At 70.5% G+C, this 24455-nt stretch carries 17 protein-coding genes; 10 read left to right on the top strand and 7 right to left on the bottom strand.

Annotation, left to right across the window (positions count from 1 at the left end; genetic code table 11):
* Positions 1-35: 35 nt before the first annotated feature.
* The 5 genes from AC5L36_RS19165 to AC5L36_RS19145 all read right to left on the bottom strand — a co-directional run bounded on the left by AC5L36_RS19165 (position 36) and on the right by AC5L36_RS19145 (position 5459).
* Positions 36-1532: a lysyl oxidase family protein gene (locus AC5L36_RS19165; RefSeq protein WP_441217946.1), complete on the bottom strand. Its 1497-nt coding sequence runs from the start codon at positions 1530-1532 to the stop codon at positions 36-38.
* Positions 1533-1608: 76 nt separating this feature from the next.
* On the bottom strand, positions 1609-3156 hold the full coding sequence (locus AC5L36_RS19160) for a PQQ-dependent sugar dehydrogenase (protein ID WP_441217944.1): 1548 nt from the start codon (positions 3154-3156) through the stop codon (positions 1609-1611).
* Between the two features lie 7 nt (positions 3157-3163).
* Positions 3164-3778, bottom strand: coding sequence for a class F sortase (locus tag AC5L36_RS19155; protein ID WP_441217942.1), 615 nt, complete (start codon positions 3776-3778; stop codon positions 3164-3166).
* Positions 3779-3781: 3 nt separating this feature from the next.
* Positions 3782-4270 carry a hypothetical protein gene (locus AC5L36_RS19150; RefSeq protein WP_441217940.1) on the bottom strand — a complete coding sequence of 163 codons (489 nt, stop codon included), beginning with the start codon at positions 4268-4270 and terminating at the stop codon, positions 3782-3784.
* Positions 4271-4343: 73 nt separating this feature from the next.
* A complete protein-coding gene (locus AC5L36_RS19145) occupies positions 4344-5459 on the bottom strand; it encodes a cellulose binding domain-containing protein (RefSeq protein WP_441217938.1) in 1116 nt (371 codons plus the stop codon).
* A gap of 121 nt (positions 5460-5580) precedes the next feature.
* Here AC5L36_RS19145 and AC5L36_RS19140 point away from each other — a divergent pair, with 121 nt between their 5' ends.
* On the top strand, positions 5581-6213 hold the full coding sequence (locus AC5L36_RS19140) for a hypothetical protein (RefSeq protein WP_441217936.1): 633 nt from the start codon (positions 5581-5583) through the stop codon (positions 6211-6213).
* Positions 6214-6275: 62 nt separating this feature from the next.
* On the top strand, positions 6276-6968 hold the full coding sequence (gene trmB / locus AC5L36_RS19135; protein ID WP_441217934.1) for a tRNA (guanosine(46)-N7)-methyltransferase TrmB: 693 nt from the start codon (positions 6276-6278) through the stop codon (positions 6966-6968).
* Between the two features lie 6 nt (positions 6969-6974).
* Here the strand turns inward: trmB and AC5L36_RS19130 are convergent, their stop codons facing one another.
* Entirely contained in the window at positions 6975-8093 is a 1119-nt protein-coding gene (locus tag AC5L36_RS19130; protein WP_441217932.1) for a response regulator transcription factor, read from the bottom strand.
* A 334-nt stretch (positions 8094-8427) separates the two neighbouring features.
* Between AC5L36_RS19130 and AC5L36_RS19125 the strand changes: the two genes are divergently transcribed.
* The 3 genes from AC5L36_RS19125 to AC5L36_RS19115 all read left to right on the top strand — a co-directional run bounded on the left by AC5L36_RS19125 (position 8428) and on the right by AC5L36_RS19115 (position 13142).
* Positions 8428-9402, top strand: coding sequence for a helix-turn-helix domain-containing protein (locus tag AC5L36_RS19125; RefSeq protein ID WP_441217930.1), 975 nt, complete (start codon positions 8428-8430; stop codon positions 9400-9402).
* 15 nt (positions 9403-9417) lie between these two features.
* Positions 9418-11898, top strand: coding sequence for a DEAD/DEAH box helicase (locus AC5L36_RS19120; protein ID WP_441217928.1), 2481 nt, complete (start codon positions 9418-9420; stop codon positions 11896-11898).
* Positions 11899-11984: 86 nt separating this feature from the next.
* Complete coding sequence (locus AC5L36_RS19115; protein ID WP_441217926.1) at positions 11985-13142, top strand: serine hydrolase domain-containing protein; 1158 nt, start codon at positions 11985-11987, stop codon at positions 13140-13142.
* Between the two features lie 56 nt (positions 13143-13198).
* On the opposite strand, the gene AC5L36_RS19110 is transcribed toward AC5L36_RS19115, so the two are convergent.
* Positions 13199-16294 carry a M14 family metallopeptidase gene (locus tag AC5L36_RS19110; RefSeq protein ID WP_441217924.1) on the bottom strand — a complete coding sequence of 1032 codons (3096 nt, stop codon included), beginning with the start codon at positions 16292-16294 and terminating at the stop codon, positions 13199-13201.
* Between the two features lie 177 nt (positions 16295-16471).
* Between AC5L36_RS19110 and AC5L36_RS19105 the strand changes: the two genes are divergently transcribed.
* The 5 genes from AC5L36_RS19105 to AC5L36_RS19085 all read left to right on the top strand — a co-directional run bounded on the left by AC5L36_RS19105 (position 16472) and on the right by AC5L36_RS19085 (position 24443).
* Positions 16472-16810, top strand: a complete 339-nt coding sequence (locus AC5L36_RS19105) for a DUF5655 domain-containing protein (RefSeq protein ID WP_441217923.1) — start codon at positions 16472-16474, stop codon at positions 16808-16810.
* Positions 16811-16839: 29 nt separating this feature from the next.
* Positions 16840-18690: a DNA helicase RecQ gene (gene recQ / locus AC5L36_RS19100; RefSeq protein WP_441217921.1), complete on the top strand. Its 1851-nt coding sequence runs from the start codon at positions 16840-16842 to the stop codon at positions 18688-18690.
* A 947-nt stretch (positions 18691-19637) separates the two neighbouring features.
* On the top strand, positions 19638-20057 hold the full coding sequence (locus tag AC5L36_RS19095) for a DoxX family protein (protein ID WP_441217919.1): 420 nt from the start codon (positions 19638-19640) through the stop codon (positions 20055-20057).
* A 77-nt stretch (positions 20058-20134) separates the two neighbouring features.
* Entirely contained in the window at positions 20135-23824 is a 3690-nt protein-coding gene (gene hrpA, locus AC5L36_RS19090; RefSeq protein WP_441217917.1) for an ATP-dependent RNA helicase HrpA, read from the top strand.
* A gap of 160 nt (positions 23825-23984) precedes the next feature.
* Entirely contained in the window at positions 23985-24443 is a 459-nt protein-coding gene (locus AC5L36_RS19085; RefSeq protein WP_441217916.1) for a DUF6232 family protein, read from the top strand.
* Positions 24444-24455: the final 12 nt, after the last annotated feature.

Here is a 24455-nt window from a genome sequence, read left to right as displayed (position 1 = left end):
CAGTGTGCCTGGCGGGGTGCTTCACCACCGGTTGATCAGCCCACCACGCCGTAGTGTGGCGGCACTTCCACGGTCCGCGCCCCCGGCTCGCCACCGAGGATGACCTTGCGGAGCGAGCTGTTGTTCGTCTTGTCCGACTCGATCAGCTTGTTGTCCGGGTTGGCGACCACCTCGACGTAGTACGTCCCGTTCGGCAGGTCGGTGATGTCGAACGACTGGCCCGGCAGGAACTGTCCGTACGTGTCGCCGTTGCCGATGTCGAGGACCTCCCGCACCGCGATCGAACCCTGCTCGCCGCAGGACGTGTTCAGCTCGGTGTTCTCCGGCTTCCAGTTGGCCCGCGGGAGTGTGAGGTCCACCGCGTCGGTGTTGGCCAGGCAGAAGGCCTCCTTGCCGCTGCGCACCGCGAGCTGCTGGCTGGCGTCGAGCAGCCGGTACTGGGCGAAGTCGGTGAAGTGCCAGTGGTTGTGCCCGTCGCGGTCGTCCCACTCCATCGTGCCGACCTGGGCGTACCCGGTCTGGTTGCCCTGGGCGTCGTAGAAGTACTGGTAGGCGTCCATGATGTCCTGGCCGGACCGGCGGAAGCCGTCGACGACGAGCGGTGACCGCCCGCCGAGCCACACCGTGGCGTTGAAGGACAGGTAGTCGTGCCCCTCCTCGGCGTCGTACGCGCCGATCTCGATGCCCCACGCGGGCAGCGACCGGAGGTCCGGCTTCGGCCCGGCGACGACCTTGCCCTTGCCGGCCGGGCGCGCGGCCGCCGGCTGCCCACCGGCGTTACCGGCGGCGAAGCGGGCGTGCTGGTCGGGCGTGTGGTGCGCGTGCTCGTCCGCCGGGGCGGCGGACTGCCGCCGGGGTTCGCCCGGGTCGACCGAGCGCACGGTGACCCGCACCGTCGCGCTCGACTGGTCGGCCGGGATGCCGAAGAGGTCGCGGTACGGCTGGTTGACCGTCACGGTCGCCGTGTAGGTGCCGTCGGGCAGGTCGACCGGCTCCTTCTGCCACCACGCCCCCGAGGTGGGCACGCTCCACCCGGCCTGGATCCCCCAGACCGCCCCGAGCGTGAACGGGTTGGTCGCGCAGTCCCTCGGGTACGGCGAGGTGTCCGGCGCGTCGGGCCGGCTGCGCGCGCCGTAGCCGTTGGGGCAGAACTCCTCGTCCCGTTCGAGGACCACCGCGCCGGTGGCGTCCGTGATCCGGGTGTGGGTGAACGCGCTGAAGCCGGAGAAGCTGGTGAGGAGCCCGGCCGGCAGCTGTGTCGCGCGGGCACCGGTGCCCTGCGTCGCCACGATCGGGTCGGCGTACGAAGCGCGCTTGGCACGGATCTCGAACGGCTTCTTGCCGGCCACGACGTGGGTGCCGAGGTCGAGCCAGACGCCCTCGTCGGGATAGCGTTCGAGGGTCACCGCGCTGGTCGCCGCGACGAAGCTGAGGGGCGGCGGTGCGGGCGCCGCGGCGGCCACCGCACCGCCGTTCATCGCCAGCACCACCGCCCCGACCGCGAGTGGACGAAGCAGTTTCGTGGTTGCCATTTCCTCCCCGTTCTGTCGTGGGTGGACCGAGGTGGCCCACCCACATAGACAGACGCGAGTCGGACGGGAAGGGTTGCTAAGCGCTCGCGCACACCGTCCCATTTAGACGGAACTCCGCCGGGCGGTTGTTCGTGCCGCTGTAGGTGGCCTGGAAGCCGAAGGTCACGTTGCCGTTGGTCGGGATCGCGCCGTTGTAGCTGACGTTTCGCGCGGTCACGCCGGTGCCGCTCTGGGTCACCTGGGTGTTCCAGGCGTTGGTGACCTGCTGGTTGCCGCCGAACGTCCAGGTGAGCGCCCAGCTGCTGACCGCCGCGGCGCGGTTGGTGATGGTCACGTTCGCGGTGAAACCGTTGCTCCACTGGTTCACCTGGTACGCGACCGTGCAGCTACCGGTGACCGGCGGCGTGGTGGGCGGCGTCGTCGGCGGGGTCGTGGGCGGCGTCGTTGGTGGTGTGGTCGGCGGGGTGGTGGGCGGCGTCGTCGGCGGGGTCGTGACCGTACCGACCGGCGGGAAGCGCAGCACGCGGTCGTCGTTGGCGGCGGGCGAGCCGCGGCCGTCACGGTTGCTGGTGGTCACCCAGAGCCAGCCGTCCGGGCCGACGACGACGGCGCGCAGCCGCCCGAACTGGCCCTGGAGCCGTGCGGTCGGGCTGCCCGTGACGCCACCGCTGCCGTCCAGCGTGACCTGCCACAGCCGGGTGCCGCGGAGCGCGGCGACGAAGAGCGCGTTGCCGTCGATGGCCGCGCCGCTGGGCGACGCCTCGGCGGTGGTCCACTGCACGATCGGGTCGCGGAAGCGCGGGTCACCGGCCCGCCCCTCGACCGTCGGCCAGCCGTAGTTGCCACCCGGCACGATCTGGTTGACCTCGTCCCACGTGTTCTGCCCGAACTCGCTGGCGTAGAGCCGCCCGGCCGGGTCCCAGGCCAGGCCCTGCACGTTGCGGTGGCCGAGGCTGTAGACGAGCGAGCCGGCGGTGGGGTTGTCCGGCGGCGCGCTGCCGTCCGGCCGCATCCGCAGGATCTTGCCGTTGCGGCTCTGCGGGTTCTGCGAGTTGGCGGTGTTGCCGGCGTCGCCGACGCCCGCGTACAGCATGCCGTCCGGACCGAACGCGATCCGGCCGCCGTCGTGGATGGTGGCCCGGGCGAGACCGGTGAGGATCGGCGTCTGGGTCTGCGGGTTGGCGAGCGTGAAGCGGGCGATCCGGTTGTCGGAGGCGGTCGTGAAGTACACGTAGACGAAGCCGTCCTGCGCGTACGTCGGCGAGACCGCGATCCCGAGCAGGCCGGACTCGCCGCTCGCCGAGACGCCGCTGATCGTGGCCACCTGCGTGGCCTGGCCGCCGCCGGCCGGGATGCGCAGCACACGACCGCTATTGCGCTCGGTGACCAGCGCGCTGCCGTCGGGCAGGAAGGCGAGGGCCCACGGCACGGTGAGGCCGCTGGCCGCGGTCTGCGGCGCGGACCAGTTGAAGTTTCCGTTGGCGAGGGTGGTGATCGGACCATCGGCGGCCGCGTTCGCCGCGATGGCGACGCCGGCCCCGCCGGCGGTCGCCACAAGAGTGGCCAGGGCGATGACGATTCGGGTACGCACGGTGATCTCCTCAGCGCATACAATGATCGTCATCAATCTATCATGGGTTCTTGGTCTCCACGAGCGACGCGAACGCCACGATGTTGTCCTGGTAACCGATGCTCCCGCCGATCCACCGACCGCCGCAGGTGATGAGGCGGAGACCGGGCCGGCTGTAGTCGCCGTAGACCCGGTCGGCGGGGAGCTTGGACTTGCCGAAGCGCTCCACCGAGTTGACCTCGAAGATCGCTATCGAGCGATCCCGGCGGGTGATCTCGATCTTGGCGCCGGGCTTGAGCTTGGGCAGCGAGAAGAAGATGGACGGGCCGTCCTTGGTGTCGGCGTGCCCGACGAGGACGGCCGGGCCGAACTCGCCCGGCGTCGGCCCGCGGTCGTACCAGCCGGCCTCGTTGTGCCGGTGCACCGAGGGCACCGAGATCGAGCCGTCGTCGGCCAGGCCGACGCCGTGCACCGGCGCCTTCACGTCGATCGACGGGATCACGATGCGGATCGGCCGGCTCGGCTCCAGCAGCGGAAACTCGCGCGGCGGCGGCTTGGAGTCACCGGACAGGGCCGCCCAGAGGCCGGTGTCTTCGGTCAGGCCGGCGCCGACCGCGAGCACACCGGCGATCGCGACCACGATGGCGACCGGACCGGTGAACCGGGTGGCGGCCATCGCTCAGGTCGTCTCCGCGCGGCGGCGGCGCAGCGTATACACCCCGAGCAGCGCGCCGGCGACGATCGCGACCATGCCCCCGCCGACGAGCAGGCCGCCCGAGCCGTCGTCGGCCATGCCACCGAAGCCGGTGGCCGGCCCCTCGCTCGGCCGCCCGCCGTCGAGCACGTTGAGCCGGGCGGTGGCTGACCCGCCGCCGTCGCAGGTCAGCCGCACGTTGTAGCGGCGGGGGTCCTTGTCGGCGGGCACCGTGACCGCCGCGGTCAGCACGTCGAACTGCGGGTAGACCTTGACCTCGCCGAACGCGTCGGACTCCACAGTGGCCGGTTTGGTGTTGTCGTCGCAGCTCGCGCGGATGCCCACGAGATATCCAGCCTGGACGGTCGCCGGGTTGAGCTCGACATACACCGCGGCGGCCCGTGCGGGCGCCGCGGTGGACAGGACCACGGCCACGACGGCGGCGGCCGCTGCGATGGCGCCGCGTCCTCCCATGGTCAGATTCTCCCCGTGATCGGGTAGACCTTCAAGTCACCATCGGGAGGACGCGGCGCCGCCGATTGATCTTTTACGTCGCGGTGCAGGTGAGCGTGGGTGCCGTGTGGGAACCGTTCCAGCTGGCGATGAAGCCGAAGGTGACCGAGGCGTTCGGGCCGACCGCGCCGTTGTAGCCGGCGTTCGTGACGGTCACAGTGGACCCGCTCTGCGTGTACGAGCCGCCCCACATCTGGTTGACCTGCTGCCCGTTCGCGAAGGTCAACACGACCCGCCACCCGCGAGTGGCCGCGGTGCCGTTGTTGCGCACGGTCACCTCACCCTGGAAGCCACCCGGCCACTGGCCGACGCCCCGGTAGGTCGCGCCGCACCCGCTGCCCGGCGGCGGTCCGGTGGTCGGCGGCGCGGTCGTCGGGGGCCCGGTCGTGGGCGGCGCGGTCGTCGGCGGGGCGGTCGTCGGCGGGGCGGTCGTCGGGGTCACGCCACCCAGGGCGGCCGCGAGCGCCGGGTACCACTTGTCCGACATCTTCTGGTCGCCGCTCGCGTTCGGGTGTACCCCGTCGTAGGTGTCGGTGGCGGTGTCGAAGCCGGTCCACTGGTCGACCACGGTGATCGGCGACTGGCTGGTGGTCTTGCTCGCGGCCCAGGCCGGGATCGCGTTGTTGAACGAGACGACCCGCTGCCCGCACTCGGCGCACTGGCTGGTGCCCATCGGGATGATCTTCGCGACCAGGATCCGCATGTTCGCGTTGCTGGCCCGCATCTGGTCGACGAGCTTCGAGAACGCGGCCAGGATGACGTCGTTGGGGCGGTTGCTCCAGACGTCGTTGGTGCCGAAGTGCATCATCACGACGTCGGGCCGGGTGGCGGCGAGCCAGCCCACCAGCTGGTTCTGGTCGGCGACGTTGGTTGCCAGGAAGCCACCGTGGCCCTCGTTGTCTCCGTCGTGCGCCACGCCGCAGCCCTGTGGCGGGAGCGTGCCGACGAAGTCGACGTCGGTGAGGCCGGCGCTCTGAAGCCGGTTCCACAGGATGGCGCGCCAGCAGCCCGGCGAGCCGGTGATCGAGTCGCCGAGGGGCATGACGCGCACCGGGGCGGCCGCACTGGCCTCCGGGGCGGTCAGGACCTGCTGACCGGCGATGGCTGCTCCGACGGCCAGCAGGCCGGCGAGCAGGGATCTTCTCCACATGGGTCGCATTGAAGCATGTAGATACATGGCAACTCAACCGGTTCAGGAACTAAGTTTGTCGTACCGTCGGATTAGTATGTGTGTACGAACACGGCTCGTCACTTTCGGTTAGGAGACTGCTGTGACCGGCGCCCCTCCCCCCTACGCCACCTTGCTCGCGTTCACCCGTTATGTCGGGCGCACCGGCCCTCGCAAGGCCACCTTCGTCTCCGGTCTGCGCCGCCAGCGCGAGTCCGGCTCCGGCTTCAACCCGCACGGCACGCTGGTCAAGGCGCTCAAGGCCGACATTCAGTTCCGCACCGGCGGAGCGCAGCTCGCGGCCGCCGTCGACCTGGTCCGACCGCGCTGGCGCCCGCTCTACGAGGCGCTCACCCCCGGCGCCCTCGCCTACCTTGGTTCGCTCGGCGATCCGGCGGCCGTCGGCGTGGCACAGACCCGCGACGCGCTCGGCGTGCTCGGCGGCCTCTCCATCAAGGTCAATCCGCACCTGGGCCTGCGCTACGACGACGGTCGGGCCGAGGCGGTCCGCCTGCACTTCGACCCCGACCCGCCGGCCGACGAGGCCCTGCTGGCCACGCTCCACCTGATGTCCCGCCACATGCACCAGGTCCTCCCGCACGCCACCCCCGTGGTGGTAGACGTCCGCCGCGGCGAGATCCACCGCCCCGACCCGGCGACCAAGCCGGAGGAGGTCGAGCGCTGGCTGACCGGCGAGGCCGCCGCCTTCGCCGCCATGTGGACGGCGGTCGCCTGACCCGCCCGTGATCAAAGGCGGCGGCGCCGGGCGCCCGGCGCCGCCGTATCCTTGGGCGCGTTATGACTTCTCTCGCTCATCCCGCCCGCGTGCGGACGTTCCACCCGCGCCGGGGGCGGATGACCGGGCGCCACGCCGACGCGCTCACCCGGCTCTGGCCTCTCTGGGGCGTCACCATCCCCGAGACGCCGGCGAGCCGTCTCGACCTCGACGAGCTGTTCGGGCGGCGGGCGCCGGTCGTGCTGGAGATCGGCTCCGGCATGGGTGAGGCGACGATCGCGATGGCCGCCGCCGACCCGGGCCGTGACTACCTCGCCGTCGACGTGCACACCCCCGGCGTGGCCAACCTGCTCGCCGTGGTCGAGGAGCGCGGGCTGACCAACGTGCGGGTCGGCCTCGGCGACGCGATCACGCTGCTGCGCCACATGCTCGCGCCGGAAAGCCTGAGCGCGGTGCACGCCTTCTTCCCCGACCCGTGGCCCAAGGCCCGCCACCACAAGCGCCGGCTCTTTCAGCCCGACCACGTGGCGCTGCTACGGTCGCGGCTCGCGCCCGGCGGCCGGCTGCGGTGCGCGACCGACTGGGCCGAGTACGCCGAGGTCATGCTCGAAACCCTGAGCGCCGACTCAGCGCTGGTCAACGAGCACGAGGGGTTCGCGCCGCGCCTGGCCGAGCGCCCGGTCACGAAGTTCGAGCAGCGCGGTGTCGAGGCCGGCCGGGAGATCTTCGACCTCTCGTTTCGGCGGCCACAGTAGACAGTCCTATGTAAACGCCACGGTGGGCATCCGGAAAAGCGGCCCGGCCGGGTTTTCCCGCGGCGCGGGCTCGGCCGAAGGCGCCTTCCCCGAGCGGGCGGTCAGCGTGTCGGTGAAGTGCCCGGTCGACGGCGGGTCGAGCACCAGATAGCCGGCGGCGACGAGGTTGAGCACCGGCACGAGCTGCTGCGCCACCTCGCTCGAAGGCACCAGCCCGAGGATCCCGTGCGCCACCGCCTCCGCCATGCCGCGCCGGTCGATCGGGTGGTCGTGCACCATTACGGCCGACCAGCCGAGAGCCGCGCCGGCCTGCCACTGGTCGACGGTCGGGTTGACGAGCACCCGGATCACCGGCCCGCGGTGCGTACGGAGCCAGTGCACCTGTGCGACCGCCTCCGGTCCGTGTTCGCGGACGACCGCGAGCCGGTGGGCGATGAGCGTGGTGACGACGAGGTCGAGCACCGGTCCGGGGTTGCCCACCGCCACCGCCAGCACCGGGCGTCCCGTGGGAGGGGGCGGCTCCTCGTCCGGGTGGCTCGGCGGCGCCGGCGGCCGCGCGGCGACGGGTGGCGGTGGCACGCCGAGCTTCGCGTACACCCGGCGCCGGTGGTTTTCCACGGTGCCCGCGCTGATCGCCAGCAGGTCCGCGATCTCGCCGACGTGGTGCCCCGAGCGCAGCAGCAGGAGGATCTCGCGCTGGCGACTGGTGAGCGCCGCGCCGTTCGCGGTCTGCCAGGTGCCGGCCGGCAGCGCGCGGAGCACGGCGAGAAGGCCTCCGAGGCCGTGCGTGTACGGCACGACGGCCGCCAGACCCACGTCGCCGAGCGCGGCGAAGTCGTGGCTCGACAGCCGCTCGTACACAACCACCGCCGCGATGCCCGGAAACCGCTCGCGGAGCACGCGGATCGCGGGCAGGTGCTCGCCCGGCCGCGGCCCGCCGTCGATGAGCGCGATGTCGGGCCGCTGCGACTCGGTGAGCGGGATCAACTCGGCACAGCCGGCGGCCTGCCCCACGAGGGTGAAGTCCGGCAGCGTGCCGAGGTATGCCGCCACCGCGTCGCGGCGGAGTTGGTCGACGGAACACACCGCGATGCGGCTGGGTCCCGGCGGTGTTCCACTGCCCATGGGCCGCCCCCTGAGTAGGAGCACGAATACCATCGATGAGCACGGATTTGAAAGCAGCATAACCGCTGCGGTCGGAGCGTAGGAACCGTGCGCCGAGCGGCCCTGGAAAGGCGATGAGCGGCGGAGCCCAGACGACGAACGGCCAGTGTGGACGGTCTGCTGACTGCTTGCTCAGGCGACCGGTGGCTGGGGCCGAGGTGGCGTACGCCAGAGGGGGGCTCGACCCCGGCCGGTCCGTTCGGTGGCCGCGACCAGCCTCACACTTGTCATCCAGGCGGTAAAGGATCTACGGTCAGCGCAGCTGCGCCATGTCGCAGATGCGTCAACGAGGGATGTGATCGTGCTCCAGGCCGCCGGGCTGAGCGCAGCGGAGGAGTCCACGTATCTGTCCCTGGTGCGCCAGGGCAGCGCCCCGCTCCCCCAGCTCGCCGACCGCATCGGCCTCAGCGCCGCGGGCACCCGCCGCGCGGTCGCCGGCCTCCAGCGCAAGGGCCTGGTCCACCGCACGCCGCCACCGCAGGAGCGGGTGGTGCCGGTGCCGCCCGACCTCGCCGTGGAGCAGCTGGTGCGGCGCCGCATGGAGGAGCTGGAGCGCACCCGCGAGGCCGCGCTCCGCCTCGCCGACGAGGCCGAGCACCTGGTGGCCGACCGGAGCACCGAGGAGCTGATCGAGATCGTCTCCGGCCGGGCGGCGGTGGGGCGTGCGTTCGACCGGGTGCAGCGAACGGCGCGCAAGGAGATGCGGGTGCTCGTCGCGCCGCCGTACGCGAAGCCCACCGGGGTCAACCGCACCCAGCTCGACCGCGAGGCGGCCGGCGTCAGCTACCGCGCCGTGTACGACGCGACGGCGCTCGCCGACCCGGGCGTGGCCGCGGCCGCCGCGACCCACCTGCGGGCCGGTGAGCAGGCCCGGCTCGTCGAGGTGCTGCCGACCAAGCTGGCGATCGCCGACCGCGAGCTGGCGCTGCTCCCCCTCGCGTACGCCACCTCGGCACACGACGCGGCCCTGCTGGTACACCCCTGCGGGCTGCTGGACGCGTTGATCGCCCTGTTTGAGACCATCTGGGCGGTTGCCACACCGCTCGCACTCGGCGACGACGACGAGCCGACCGCCGACGCCGGCCTGACCGCCGCCGACCGCCAACTGCTGTCGCTGCTCGTGGCCGGGCTCACCGACGAGGCGGCCGCTGCCCGACTGGGCGTGAGCCGGCGTACGATCGTCCGCCGTGTGCAGCACCTGATGGAGCTGACCCACTCCCGTTCCCGCCTCCAGCTGGGATGGCAGGCGCGCGAGCGCGGGTGGCTCTGACACCATAGGTGGGTTATGACGCTCACCGACCTCGTCCCGCGCGACGACCCGGGCCCCGACGCGACGTTCGACGCGTTCGCCACCTGGGCCGACGACCACGGGCTCGCCCTCTACCCACACCAGGAAGAGGCGCTGATCGAGATCGTCTCGGGCGCCAACGTGATCCTCAGCACCCCGACCGGCTCGGGCAAGAGCCTGGTGGCGCTCGGCGCGCACTTCGCCGCGCTCGCCACCGGCCGCACCACCTTCTACACCGCGCCCATCAAGGCGCTCGTCTCGGAGAAGTTCTTCGCGCTCTGCGAGGCCTTCGGCGCGGACAACGTCGGCATGCTCACCGGCGACGCCAGCGTCAACGAAGACGCGCCGATCATCTGCTGCACCGCCGAGATCCTCGCCAACATCGCGCTACGCGAAGGCGACCAGGCCGACGTCGGCCTGGTCGTGATGGACGAGTTCCACTTCTACGCCGAGCCCGATCGCGGCTGGGCGTGGCAGGTGCCGCTGCTCGAGCTGCCGCAGGCGCAGTTCGTGCTGATGTCCGCGACGCTCGGCGACGTCTCCTTCTTCGAGAAGGACCTGACCCGCCGCACCGGCCGGCCCACCGCCGTCGTCCGCTCGGGCGCGCGGCCGGTCCCACTCTTCTTCTCGTACGTCACCACGCCGCTCCACGAGACGATCGAAGAGCTGCTCACCACCCACCAGGCGCCGGTGTACATCGTCCACTTCACCCAGGTGGCCGCGCTGGAGCGCGCGCAGGCGCTGATGAGCGTCAACCTCGCCACCCGCGCGGAGAAAGACGCCATCGCCGCCGCCATCGGCAGCTTCCGCTTCACCGCCGGCTTCGGCAAGACCCTGTCGCGCCTCGTGCGCCACGGCATCGGCGTGCACCACGCGGGCATGCTTCCCCGCTACCGCCGGCTGGTGGAGACGCTGGCGCAGGCTGGGCTGCTCAAGGTGATCTGCGGCACCGACACGCTCGGCGTGGGCATCAACGTTCCAATCAGGACAGTGCTCTTCACCGCGCTGAGCAAGTACGACGGCACGAAGACCCGGCTGCTCAAGGCGCGCGAGTTCCACCAGATCGCGGGCCGCGCCGGGCGGGCCGGGTTCGACACGGTGGGCAACGTCGTCGTGCAGGCGCCCGAGCACGTCATCGACAACGAGAAGGCGCTCGCCAAGGCCGGTGACGACCCGAAGAAGCGCCGCAAGGTTGTGCGCAAAAAGCCGCCGGAGGGCTCGATCGGCTGGGGCAAGCCGACCTTCGACCGGCTCGTCGAGGCCGAGCCGGAGCCGCTCACGTCGAGCTTCGCGGTCAGCCACTCGATGCTGCTCAACGTCATCGGCCGACCCGGCGACGCGTTCGCCGCGATGCGCCACCTGCTCACCGACAACCACGACGAGCCGGCCACGCGGCGCCGCCACATCCGGCGGGCCATCGCGATGTACCGCGAGCTGCTCGCCGCCGGCGTGGTGACTCGCGCGCCGATCCGCCTGGCGGTCGACCTGAAGCTCGACTTCGCACTCAACCAGCCGCTGTCACCGTTCGCGCTGGCGGCCATCGAGCTGCTCGACCGCGACGCCCCGACGTACGCCCTCGACGTGCTCTCGGTCATCGAGTCCATCTTGGACAATCCTCGGCAGGTGCTCTCCGCACAGCAGTTCAAGGCCCGCGGCGAGGCGGTTGCCGCGATGAAGGCCGACGGCATCGAGTACGAGGCGCGGCTCGAGCTGCTCGAAGACGTGACCCACCCCAAGCCGCTGGCCGACCTGCTGGAGGTGGGCTTCGAGGCGTACCGGAAGGGCCACCCCTGGGTCGCCGACCACGAGCTGTCGCCGAAGTCGGTGGCCCGCGACATGTACGAGCGGGCCATGACCTTCACCGAGTACGTGGCCTTCTACGGCCTTTCCCGCTCCGAAGGGCTCGTGCTGCGCTACCTCGCGGACGCGTACAAGGCGCTGCGCCAGACCGTCCCCGACGAGGCCAAGACCGAAGAGCTGATCGACCTCGTCGAGTGGCTCGGCGAGCTGGTCCGCCAGGTCGACTCCAGCCTCCTCGACGAGTGGGAGCGGCTGCGCGGCGGCATCGACGGCACGGCCGCCGAGGCCCCGGTCGACGAGCGCCCGCCCGCGGTCACCCGCAACACCCGCGCCTTCCGCGTCCTGGTTCGCAACGCCCTCTTCCGCCGCGTCGAGCTCGCCGCCCTCCGCCGCTGGGACGAGCTGGGCGCGCTGGATGCCGAGGCCGGTTGGGACGCCGAGGCGTGGGAGGACGCGCTGGAGCCCTACTTCGCCGAGCACACCGACATCGGCACCGGCCCCGACGCCCGCGGCCCCGCGCTGCTGATGATCGACCAAGGCCGCGACCGCTGGACGGTGCGCCAGATCCTCGACGACCCGGCCGGGCACCACGACTGGGCCATCACCGCCGAGGTCGACCTGGCCGAGTCCGACGAGCTTGGCGCCGCCGCCGTCCGGGTGCTCACCGTCTCCGCCTGATCTACGGCAGAGCCTGTTACCTGGGCGTTTCGGTCCGCGATGACGCCGGCGTAACAGGGGCTCGGGTTGTATCCGGAGCCATGGCTATGAATGAGAGCATCGGGCGGCGCGCGTTTCTCACCGCGGCTGGCGCCGCGGCGGGCGTCGCGGCCGGCGGAGCGGTGCTGGTTGGTGCGGATCGGGCCGCGGCCGGCGCGCCCGTGATTCCCACCGAGCTGCGCCCCGGCGGCGCGTTCGACCAGTACGTACGAGGGCTGACCGCCGAAGACGCGTTTTCCGGGAGCGTCGCGCTGGTACACCAGGGCCGTACGGTGCTGGAGCGGGGATACGGGATGGCGGACCGGGCGCGCTCCGTCCCCAACCGGCCCGGCACGATCTTCTCGCTCGCCTCGGTGACCAAGTTCCTCACCAGCGTGGCGATCGCCCAGCTCGTCCAGCGGGGAAAGCTCGCGTACACGGACACGGTGGGCAAGCATCTCGACGGCTTCCGGGACGACGTGGCCGGCACCGTCACGGTCCACCACCTGCTGACGCACACGTCGGGGCTGGGCGACTACCTCCAGATCGAGGGCTTCTGGGACGAGCTGCCGGCGTGGGACACCGTCGAGAAGGCGTGGCAGGGCACGCTGCGGTATGCCCGCCGGGACACGCTCGCCTTCGCGCCGGGGGCGGGCCAGCGATACAGCAACACCGGCTTCGTCACGCTGGGCGCGGTCGTCGCGGCGGCATCGGGGCGGTCGTACTACGACCAAGTACGCGAGGGCATCCTTCGGGTCTCGGGCACCACCGGCTCCGACTTCTACACCACGCCTCGGTGGCGGACCGATCCCCGCTTCGCCCACCCGTACCTGCGGGACGGCAGCGACCAGATCGAGCGGCACGGCTTCGTCGGCAGTCCGGCGGGCGGTTCGTTCGCCACGGCCGGCGACATGGCCCGGATCGTGGCGGCGCTGCTGGGCGGCAGGCTGCTCGACCGCGTCCACGCCGACCTGTCCACCAGCCCCAAGCTGCCGTTGCCGCCCATGCCCGGCGGCGGTGACGGGCGTATGGGCTTCAGCAACTACCTCACGGTCGGCTCGCTCGTGAACGGCCGATGGGTGCTCGGGCACTCCGGCGGCGCACCCGGCGTCTCCACCAACTTCAGCTGGTATCCCGACGCCGGCTGGACGGTCGTCGTGCTCAGCAACCTCGACGGCGCCGCCAACCAGGTGGCCGCGGAGGCGCGGAGCCTGATCCTGGCCTGAAGCGGCGAAGGGCCCGTGCCGCACGTGCGGCACGGGCCCTCGCATCCACTGTGGAGCTACAGCAGGTGGTCGAGCGACCGCTTCACCAGGTCGTCACGGACGGCCGGTGCGAGGCCCTCCAAGCCGAATCCCGTGTAGACGGTGTCGGGAGTGACGACGATGCCGCCCTCGTCGAACGCCGTCTGGGTGCGGCTCCAGTCGTTGCCGTTGGGGTCGGAGCCCGGCGCGGGGCCGGCCACCGTCCAACCGCCGAGGTCCGCCTCGAACGAGGTCTCCGCGACCGGTGCGCCGTCGGCGAGGACGCGCGCGTCGTCGATGAACACGCCCAAGCCCTGGGTGGACCAGTCGGAGACGTACGAGATGGAGATCTCGACCTGCTTGCCCGCGTACGCGGTGAGGTCGACCGACCACTCGACCCAGCCGCCGGACGGGCCGCTGGCCGCGTTCCACACGCCGGTCGTGCCGGTCGGGGAGCAGTCCGCGCCCTGGTAGTGGGCGAGGAACGGGTGCAGCTGCGGCACCCAGCCCGAGTTGCAGCTCTCGCCGGTCTCGGTGCCCGTGTGGCCGTTGCGGTCCGGCAGAGTCGTCCAGTCGTCCGCCCCGACGGTGTGCGCCTCGACGAGGAGGAAGTCCCACTCCGCCTCGGTGTCGTACGAGGCGCCGAACCGCAGCTCGCCGCTCGTCGCGCCGGTCAGGTCGACCGTGCGCGTCAGCCGCTTGTACGACTGGTCGGACTGGCCACTGTAGACGTACCAGGCGCCGGTCAGCGGGTCGAACGGTGCCGCGCCCGGCCGATCCCAGTCACCCGCGATCTCGCTGCGGAACTGCGGGAACTCCGCGGGCGGCAGGAAGCTGGACGTCGGCAGGAACGAGGCGGTGTGCGCCTGGTTTTCCGCCGAGCCCGGGGCGTTGAGCGTGCCGGTCCAGCCGGCGAGCGGCCCGCGGCCGTTGATCGGGTACGTCGAGCCGTCCGGTGACGTGCCGCCGTCGCTGACGTACGTGTGCGCGCCCAGCCAGTACTGCGGGAAGTCGTTGACCAGCGGCAGGCAGGCCAGGTCGTCCGGGTCGGTGCACTCGGGCGGCGCGGCCGGGTTGTAGAAGTACGCACCGTTGGCTCCCTGGGCGAACAGCGCGTTCTGCCCGCCGACGAGCGCCTTGCCACCCTCGTTGAGGTAGTCGCGCACGGCGAGTTCGGTGTCGAGCGCGGCCTTGGTGGTCGTGCCCGGCACCTGACCCTGCGACCGCTGGATCACGTCGTCGCCGGTCTCCCAGACCACCGCCTTGTAGTGCGAGAGCACGCCGAGGTGGTGGGGTGCCTTGCGGCCCTGGGTGTCGAAGTCGTAGACGTCGGTCGTGTAGCCCGCCTTGTTGATCGCGGCGACGTGTTCGTCCGCGTACTTGGCGGAGGTGAAGCCGGCCTGCACCGGGCTGAGGCCCGTCACGTCCTCTTCGGCGAGCACGAGGACCTGGCCGCCGATGTCGCTGTTGACCGTGTACGTGAAGTGGTCGCTGGCGACGACACCCTTCTTGGCCTTGCGGCCGGTGAACCACACCTCGACCCGGTCACCCGGCTTGGCGCCGGTCACCTTGCCGCGCAGTTCGGCGTAGTAGTCGTCGTGGGTGCCGCCGTACTTCTCGCCGCCCTTCCACTCCCGGACGTCGACCGTCTTGGGGCGGCCGCCGTTGATGGTGTAGTGCATGTGGACGTCCTTGAGCGCCCGGCGGGCGATCGTGGCGACCGGCTGGTTCCGCCCGTACGACACGTCGAACGGGTCGATCACGAAGTCGGGGGTGGTGCGGCCGACGACCGAGACCGGGTCGTCCGGGTCGAGCGCGGACTTGCCGACCGCCAGCGCGAACGGGATGTTCTTCGCGACCTCGGTGGCGATCAGCTCCTCGTCGTCCGGGAAGATGAACGTGCTGACGCAGTCTTCCGGCTCCCACTCGTCATCCGGCACCGACGCGGAGACGGTCTCGCAGGTCGACATCTCGGGCGTGAAGCCGAGCGTGCCGTAGTTGATCGTCATGTGCGTGTCGGTGTCGCCGTTGGTGATGTAGAGCTCGGCCGAGATGTCGGGGTCGTAGCCGGGCACCGCCGGGTTGGCGTCGTCGCCGGCCATCGCCTTGTAGATCTCGTCGTCGGGGGTCGGGGTGGCCTGCTGCCAACCCAGGCCGTAGAGCAGCAGCTCGGCGGCGGAGTGGTAGTTGATGAAGAACTCGAAGCCGACCCGGCGGAAGAACCTGTCGAGCGCCTGCGTCTCCGGCTCCGAGTTGGGCCCGGTGCCACGGAACGTGTCGCTCGCGAAGTCGGTCGAGGAGCCCTCGTTGTCGTAGCCCCACTTGTACGCGAAGTTGCGGTTGGGGTCGACGCCGTCGAGTGTGGTGATCTTGCCATCACCATCGTTGTCGCGCATGTTCTTGCGCCACAGCCGGTTGTCCTCGGTGAACGTGTAGTCGTACCCGTCCGGGTTGGCCACCGGCAGGAACCACAGCTCGGTCTTGTCGACGAGCGCGGTGATCTCGGCGTCCTTGCCGTACGAGTCGAGCACGTGGTGCATCAGCCGGCGGACCATCTCGGGCGTGATCCACTCGCGAGCGTGCTGCGCGCCGAGGTACAGCGTCGAGGGCCGCTGGCCGTCGCGGAGGTTGCGGGCGCCCTTGGTGACCTTGACGGCGAGGATCGGCTGGCCGTTGAGCGACTTGCCGATCGTCACGAGCTTGGCGATCTTGGGGAAGCGGGCCGCCGTGGCCGTGACCTCGTCACGGATGCCACCCGGCTCGCTGTATGAGCGGAAGGCGTCCCAGCCCTGCGCGGCCTGCGCGCGCAGTGCCTGCGAGGCCGTCTTGCCCTCCACCTTCTTCGGCGAAAGCTTCACGCCCTTGGTCGCGAGCTTTGCCGCCTGGTATCCACTCAGCACCACTTCTACGGCGGAGTTGCCGGACTTGTCCGTCGCGACCGCCGCCTCCTCGAGGTCCACACCGGCGGACCGCGTGGTCTCGAGCTGCTGAGGCGTGAGCGTGCCGACGTACACCTCCAGCTTGTCCACTCCGCCGCCGGGTTTCGACGGCGCCTGAGCTCCTGCCGGTATGGCGGGTGTCAAAGCACCCACCAGAGTGAGCACGCAGGCTGTCGCCAATCGTGCTGTCCTCATTGCGCCTCCTCTATGTTGAGGGTCGTCCACGCGTGAGCCTGCTGTTACGCGCGGTAGGTGTCAATCAACCCTTCGGCCCTGCCGCGATTTAGAATCAGGCGAATGAGCCGATGGGTCTGCCCCCGATGTGACCGCGAGTTCGGCCGGACCCATCAGTCGCATGTGTGCATTCCGGGTATGACGGTTGACGAGTGCTTCGCACCCTGGCCACCGGCATATCGCGAAATCTACGACGTGCTGGTCGATTTTCTGTCCACTTTGGGCGATGTACACGCCGACGCCGTCACGGTCGGCGTTTTCCTGAAGCGCGGGCGCACTCTCGCCGAGGTCCGTCCCAAAGCACGCTGTCTCTCGCTCGAGTTGGCACTCCACCGTCGCATCGACCATCCGCGGATCGCCCGCACGATCCGGGTCAACGCCGATCGCACCATCAACGTCGTCAAGCTCACCCGTCCGGAGGAGGTAGACGACGATATCCGCGCATGGCTCGCGGAAGCCTACGACGCGGCGGCCTGAACGGGCCGCGCCACCCGTAGAATCGGCGGGTGGCTCCCGCTGTAGATCTTGAAACCGAGGCGCTCCGCGTCCTCCGGCGGATCTTCGGATACGACTCGTTCCGCGGCGACCAGCACGAGATCATCGAGCACGTGAGCGGGGGCGGCGACGCGCTCGTGCTCATGCCCACCGGTGGGGGCAAGTCGCTGTGCTACCAGATCCCGGCCCTGGTCCGCCGGGGCACAGCCGTGGTGATCTCGCCGCTCATCGCGCTCATGCAGGACCAGGTCGACGCGCTGCGCGCGCTCGGCGTGCGGGCCGACTTCCTCAACTCGACGCTCGACTTCGACACCCGCCGCGCGGTCGAGGCGACGTTCCTCGCCGGCGACCTCGACCTGATCTATCTGGCGCCGGAGGCGCTCGGCACACCCGGCGTGCAGCGGCTGCTCGACCGGGGCGACATCGCGCTCTTCGCCATCGACGAGGCGCACTGCGTGTCGCAGTGGGGCCACGACTTCCGCCCCGACTACCTCGCACTGTCGATGCTGCACGAGCGGTGGCCGGACGTGCCGCGCATAGCGCTCACCGCCACCGCCACCACCGCCACCCACGCCGAGATCGCCAAGCGCCTCCAGCTCGAGGGCGCCCGCCACTTCGTGGCCAGCTTCGACCGGCCCAACATCCAATACCGGATCGTCCCCAAAAACGAGCCCCGCAAGCAGCTGCTCCACCTGCTGCGCACCGAGCACGCGGGCGACGCCGGCATCGTCTACTGCCTCTCCCGCGCCTCCGTGGAGAAGATCGCCGAGTTCCTCGTCGACAACGGCATCACCGCGCTGCCCTACCACGCCGGCCTCGACGCGCGCACCCGCGCGGCCAACCAGTCCCGCTTCCTGCGCGAAGACGGGGTGGTCATGGTCGCCACGATCGCGTTCGGCATGGGCATCGACAAGCCCGACGTGCGCTTCGTCGCCCACCTCGACCTGCCCAAGTCGGTCGAGGGGTACTACCAGGAGACCGGCCGCGCCGGCCGGGACGGCCTCCCGTCGACCGCCTGGCTGGCGTACGGGCTGCAAGACGTCGTGCAGCAGCGCAAGATGATCGACGGCTCGGAGGGCGACCTGGCCCACCGGCGAAACCTTGCCGCACACCTCGACGCGATGCTGGCCCTCTGCGAAACGGTGGAGTGCCGGCGGATGCAGCTCCTGGCGTACTTCGGGCAGCAGAGCGGCCCCTGTGGCAACTGCGACACATGCCTCGCGCCGCCGGAGTCGTGGGATGGCACGATCGCCGCGCAAAAGCTGCTTTCCACGGTGCTTCGGCTGCACCGCGAGCGGGGGCAGCGCTTCGGCGCCACCCAGTCGATCGACATCCTGTTGGGCAAAAAGACCGACAAGGTCACGCAGTGGCGGCACGACCAGCTCAGCGTCTTCGGCATCGGCACCGAGCTGAGCGAGAGCGAGTGGCGGGCGGTGGTGCGCCAGCTCCTGGCCCAGGGCCTGCTCACGGTCGAAGGCGAGTACGGCACGCTCGCGCTCACCGAGGCAAGCAAGGCCGTGCTCAGCAAGCAGCGCGAGGTCAAGCTCCGCCGCGAGCCCGAGAAGGTCGCCACCGCCAAGGCCGCCAGGGCCGCGAAGTCGAAGAGCAAGGCCGCGGCCGTCGCCGAGCTGACGCCCGAGACCAAGCCGATCTTCGACCGGCTCCGCGGCTGGCGTGCCGTCACCGCCCAGCAGCTCGGCGTCCCGGCCTACGTCGTCTTCCACGACGCGACGCTCCGCCAGATCGCCGTCGAGTCGCCCCGCACGCTCGACGCGCTCAGTACGGTCAGCGGCGTCGGCGAGGCAAAGCTGGCCAAGTTCGGCCTGGAGATCCTCGAGACGCTGGCCGCCGGCCAGGACTAGAGACATTTCGGTGTCGGGTTTGCTTCGGCCTACATGGCGTCGGCCCGCGTGGCCTGGTGAAGATCAAACCTAGATACCAGATGCGAGCTACCGCGACGCCCGTCGTGGTCCCGACCGTTGCTCCCGCAGCCTCACCCCACGCCGTTGGTCACGCTCCACCCACAAAAAGCAAGACCGAGGCGCGCAAGCAAATCGTGGTACACGACTGCACCCCTGGGTACAGCTCACGACCACGATCCGCCCGAACCCGCCGATCCGAGCCACACCGGGATCTACACCTTGTCCCGGGTGTGCGCGCCTGCGCATTTGCTCTGCTTCCCTCGAGGAAGCGCCCGAGCCCGGCGAATAGCTGAGACTGTGCCGCTTCCTATACGGAAGCAGAGCAAACGCACCCGCGACACACCACCGACCAGCGGTCGGACGATCCGGTCGCCGCTACCACCGCGCCTGGGGTGACCGGCAGGCCGAGGTGGTCAAGCAGCTGCCCAAGCTCGGCGCGCGGTTTCGGGCTTGGACCGCGGAGCCGGCAGCGGGGGTCGGGGATCTCGGCGAGCCCTGGCGAGCCGCCGACCTCCGCGGTCTCCGGCGGGAGCGGCGGTCCGCAACTGACGCCGACCCGGGCAAAATGTCCTCAAGGGCGCGTCAGCCCGAAAAGGGCGACGGCGGTCGGACTAGGGGATCCCCGCGGCGGTAACCGCGAGGACCACCCGCCTTGCCTTCGGCACAGGGCCGCTGCTCCTTTGTGGGGGCGCCATGCGGAAGTCTGCAACCACGTCCCTGCCCAGGTCACTAGCCCGCGCGCTTCGCAAACGCGACATGTCTCTAAGAGGCCACCGGGCCTGATCACCCATTCCAGCGATGGTCATCGCTTGATCCGGGTACTTGACGGGCGGATACTTGAGCCGTCAAGAGATTGGTCACAGTCGTCTCCGTTAGTGGAGGTAGGCATGGACATACTCGTACTTATCGGGCGCATTCTCTTCTCGGCGCTCTTCCTCGGTTCGGCGGTGGGGCACCTGACCCAGACGAAGGCCATGGCCGGCTACGCGTCCAGCAAGGGCGTGCCGCAGGCATTCGCCGCCACGCTCGTCAGCGGCGTGGTCATCGCGGCCGGCGGGCTGATGGTGCTGCTCGGGATCTGGGCGGACCTCGGCGCGCTGCTGCTGGCGATCTTCCTGGTGCCGACGGCGATACTCATGCACGCGTTCTGGAAGGAGACCGACGCGCAGGCGCGGCAGGGCGAGATGGTGCAGTTCCAGAAGGACATCGCGCTGGCCGGCGCCGCGATCATGCTGTTCGCGCTGATCTCGTTCGCCGGTGACGAGCTCGGCCTGACCATCACCGGCCCCCTCTTCGACATCAGCTGATCCCCCTCCCCAGCCCGCCTGGCCAGCGCCCCGTCGGCGAAAAATCCGCTGGCCAGGCGGGATAAACTTGTCGGGACATGGATCGGGACACGCGGCTTGCCGCTCGCCGCGAGAGCAGGGCGAGCGTGCCGGAGATCAGCTACCCCGAGGCGCTCCCGGTCAGCCAGAAGAAAGACGAGATCCTCGCGACCATCCGCGACCACCAGGTCGTGATCGTGGCCGGCGAGACCGGCTCGGGCAAGACCACCCAGCTGCCCAAGATCTGTCTTGAGCTGGGGCGGGGCGTCGAGGGGGCGATCGGTCACACCCAGCCGCGGCGGATCGCGGCCCGCACGGTCGCCGACCGGATCGCGGAGGAGCTGGGCACACCGCTCGGCACGGCCGTCGGATACAAGGTGCGCTTCTCCGACCGGGTCAGCGACGGCACGCTGGTCAAGCTGATGACCGACGGCATCCTGCTCGCCGAGATCCAGCACGACCGGATGCTGCGGCAGTACGACACGCTGATCATCGACGAGGCGCACGAGCGCAGCCTCAACATCGACTTCATTCTCGGGTACCTGAAGCGGCTGCTACCCCGCCGGCCCGATCTCAAGGTGATCATCACGTCGGCCACGATCGATCCGGAGCGCTTCTCGAAGCACTTCGGAAACGCGCCCATCGTCGAGGTGTCCGGCCGCACCTACCCGGTCGAGGTCCGCTACCGCCCGCAGGAGGACGAGCAGGACCCGATCCAGGCGATCCTCGACGCGGTCGACGAGCTGTCCGCCGAGGGGCCGGGCGACATCCTCGTCTTCCTCTCCGGCGAGCGGGAGATCCGCGACACCGCCGACGCGCTGCGCAAGCACGACCTTCGCCATACGGAGATCCTGCCGCTCTACGCGCGACTGTCCACCGCGGAGCAGCACCGCGTGTTCCAGCCGCATACCGGGCGCCGCGTCGTGCTCGCCACCAACGTCGCGGAGACCTCACTCACCGTGCCCGGCATCAAGTACGTAGTCGACCCGGGCACCGCGCGCATCTCGCGGTACAGCCACCGGCTCAAGGTGCAGCGGCTGCCGATCGAGCCGGTCTCGCAGGCCTCGGCCAACCAGCGCAAGGGCCGCTCCGGCCGCACCTCCGACGGCATCTGCGTACGGCTCTACTCCGAAGACGACTTCCTGTCCCGCCCCGAGTTCACCGACCCGGAGATCCTGCGCACCAACCTCGCCTCGGTCATCCTCCAGATGCGCGCGCTCGGGCTGGGCGACATGGCCGAGTTTCCCTTCGTGGAGCCGCCGGACCGCCGCAACATCAAGGACGGCGTCGACCTGCTGCACGAGCTCGGCGCGCTCGACGGCGACCGGCTCACCAAGCTCGGCCGCCGGCTCGCCCAGCTGCCGGTCGACCCACGCCTGGGACGCATGGTGCTGGAGGCCGAGCGCAACGGCTGCGTACACGAGGTGCTCGTCATCGCCGCGGCACTGTCCATCCAGGACCCACGTGAACGACCGACCGACCACCAGCAGGCGGCCGACGAAAAGCACGCCCGGTTCGTCGACAAGGAGTCCGACTTCCTCGCCTACCTCAACCTGTGGAAGTACGTCGAGGAGCAGCAGAAGGCACTGTCGTCGAGCCAGTTCCGCCGGATGTGCCGCAACGAGTTCCTCAACTACCTCCGGGTGCGCGAGTGGCAGGACCTGTACGGCCAGCTGCGCCAGGCGGTCAAGCCACCCAAGGCGCCGCCCGCCGACGGCCAGCGGATCCACCTGTCGCTCCTCAGTGGACTGCTGTCCCACGTCGGGCTGAAGAACGTACAGAAGCACGAGTACCTGGGCGCGCGCGGCGCCAAGTTCGGCATCTTCCCGGGCTCGGCGCTCTTCAAGAAGCAACCCCAGTGGGTGATGGCCGCCGAGCTGGTGGAGACGTCGCGGCTGTGGGCCCGCATCGTGGCCAAGGTGGAGCCGGAGTGGGTGGAGCGGCTCGCCGGCCACCTCGTCAAGCGCAGCTACAGCGAGCCGCACTGGGAGAAGAAACAGGGCGCGGTCATGGCGATCGAGCGGGTCACGCTCTACGGCGTACCGCTGGTCACCGGCCGCAAGGTGAACTTCGGGCGGATCGACCCGCCGCTGTCCCGTGAGCTGTTCATCCGGCATGCGCTCGTGGAGGGCGACTGGGAGACCCATCACGCGTTCTTCCGCGAAAACCGCGACCTGCTCGCCGAGGTGGAAGAGCTTGAGCACCGCGCCCGCCGCCGCGACATCCTGGTCGACGACGAGACGCTCTTCGCCTTCTACGACCAGCGGCTCCCCGCCGACGTGGTGTCCGCCCGACACTTCGACAGCTGGTGGAAGAAGGCCCGCCAGAGCCAGCCCGACCTGCTCACGTTCGAAAAGGCCATGCTCGTCAACGAGCGGGCCGGCGCCGTCGATGCCGCCGACTACCCGGACGAGTGGCGCCAGGGTCAGCTGGCGCTGAAGCTGACCTACCAGTTCGAGCCGGGCACCGGCGCCGACGGCGTCACCGTCCACATTCCACTCCCGCTCCTTTCCCGGGTACGCCCGGAAGGCTTCGACCGGCAGGTTCCGGGCTTGCGCGAAGACCTTGTGGTGGCGCTGATCCGGTCGCTGCCCAAGCCGGTGCGGCGCAACTTCGTGCCGGTGCCCGACTACGCGCGGGCCGCGCTCGACCGGATGGCGCCGGACGGGCCGCTGCTCGACGCGCTGGAGCGGGAGCTGCGGCGGATGACCGGCTCACCGGTGCCGCGCGACGCCTGGGACGTGTCGAAGGTGCCGGACCACCTGCGGATGACGTTCCGGGTCGAAGACGAGAGCGGCGCCACCCTCGCCGAGGGCAAAGACCTCGGCGCGCTCCAGGCCCAGCTCCGGGCCACCGTCCGCGAGACGGTCACCGCGGCGGCGCCCGGGATCACGAGGCACGGCCTGCGCGCGTGGGGAGACCTCGGCGCGCTGCCCCGCACGGTCCAGCAGGAGCGTGCCGGGTACGCGGTCACCGCGTACCCGGCGCTGGTCGACGAGGGTGACGCGGTCGGCGTCGGCGTCGGCGTCTTCGAGACGGAGGCCGAGCAGCGCTACGCGATGTGGTCGGGCACCCGCCGGCTGCTGCTCCTCGGCCTGGCCTCGCCCGCGAAGGTGATGCAGGGCCGGCTGTCCAACGAGGACAAGCTGGCGCTCAGCCGCAACCCGCACAAGAGCGTGGCCGACCTGCTCGAAGACGCCGCGGGCGCGGTCGTCGACCAGCTGATGGCGGAGGCGGGCGGCCCGGCGTGGGACGAGGACGGCTTCGCGAAGCTGCGTGACGCGGTGCGGGCCGGCTACGTCGACGGGCTCATCGCCGTGATCGGCCAGGTACGGCGGGTGCTCGCCGCCGCCTACCAGGTGGAACAGCGCCTGAAGGCGACCACGCGCCTCGACCTCATGCCTTCGCTCACGGACGCCCGCGCCCAGCTCTCCGCGCTCGTCTACCGCGGCTTCGTGACCGCGACCGGCCAGCGGCGACTACCGGACCTGATCCGCTATCTCACCGCGATCGAGCGCCGGCTCGACCGGCTGCCACAAAACCCGCAGCGCGACCTCCAGCAGACCCGGGCGATCGAGGAGATCCAGCGGGAGTACGCGCAGCTGCGCCAGGAGGTGCCGCCGAGCGACGCGCTCCACGAGATCCGCTGGATGATCGAGGAGCTGCGGATCAACCTGTTCGCGCAGGCCCTGGGCACGGCGTACCCGATCTCCGAACAGCGCATATATCGCGCAATGGACAGCCTCTAGTCCGTCGCGGTCCAGACCGCCGCTCCCGCCCGGCACACCACGACGGCTTCACCATGAACCCGGAAGGCACTAGCCATTTCGCTATCTGCCACCTGGCAGATTGCACTATTGCCTTCCGACCCCTGGCATCGGATAGTGAGGTGTAGCGAAGGAGGCCGCGATGAGCATCGACCACCTCAGCCGTCCGGGCCGGTCGCCCGGATTCCCCACCCTCTTCTACAACCAGTTCGGCGTCGCCGTGACCGACCAGTGGCTGGTCATCGGCGGCCAGCGGTTCCTGATCGACGAGCTGCACGACCTGACACGCGCCCGCGGGCCGGTCACGTCTCCCACGCGCACCGCCATCGCCGCCGGCTGTGCCACGCTCGCCATCTCGGCGGTGGTGCCGTTCGTCTTCAGCGCGCCGGCGGCCTGGGCCATCGCCGCGCTCACCGCGGCGGCCGCCTTAGGCGTCATGGTCTGGAGCTGCCGGCGCTGGCCGGCGACCTTCCAGATGTGGGCCGACTACCGCAGTCGGCCCACATTGCTTTTCGAGACATGTGACGAGCAGCGGTTCGGCCAGGTCAGACGGGCCCTGATCCGCGCGCTCGAGCACCGCCGCCGCGGCTACCTCGCCTGAGCACGTGCCCGG

The organism is Phytohabitans sp. LZ39 (assembly GCF_059359075.1).
Note: the sequence above shows the minus strand (reverse complement) of the source record. Positions and strands in the feature narration are given on the sequence as shown.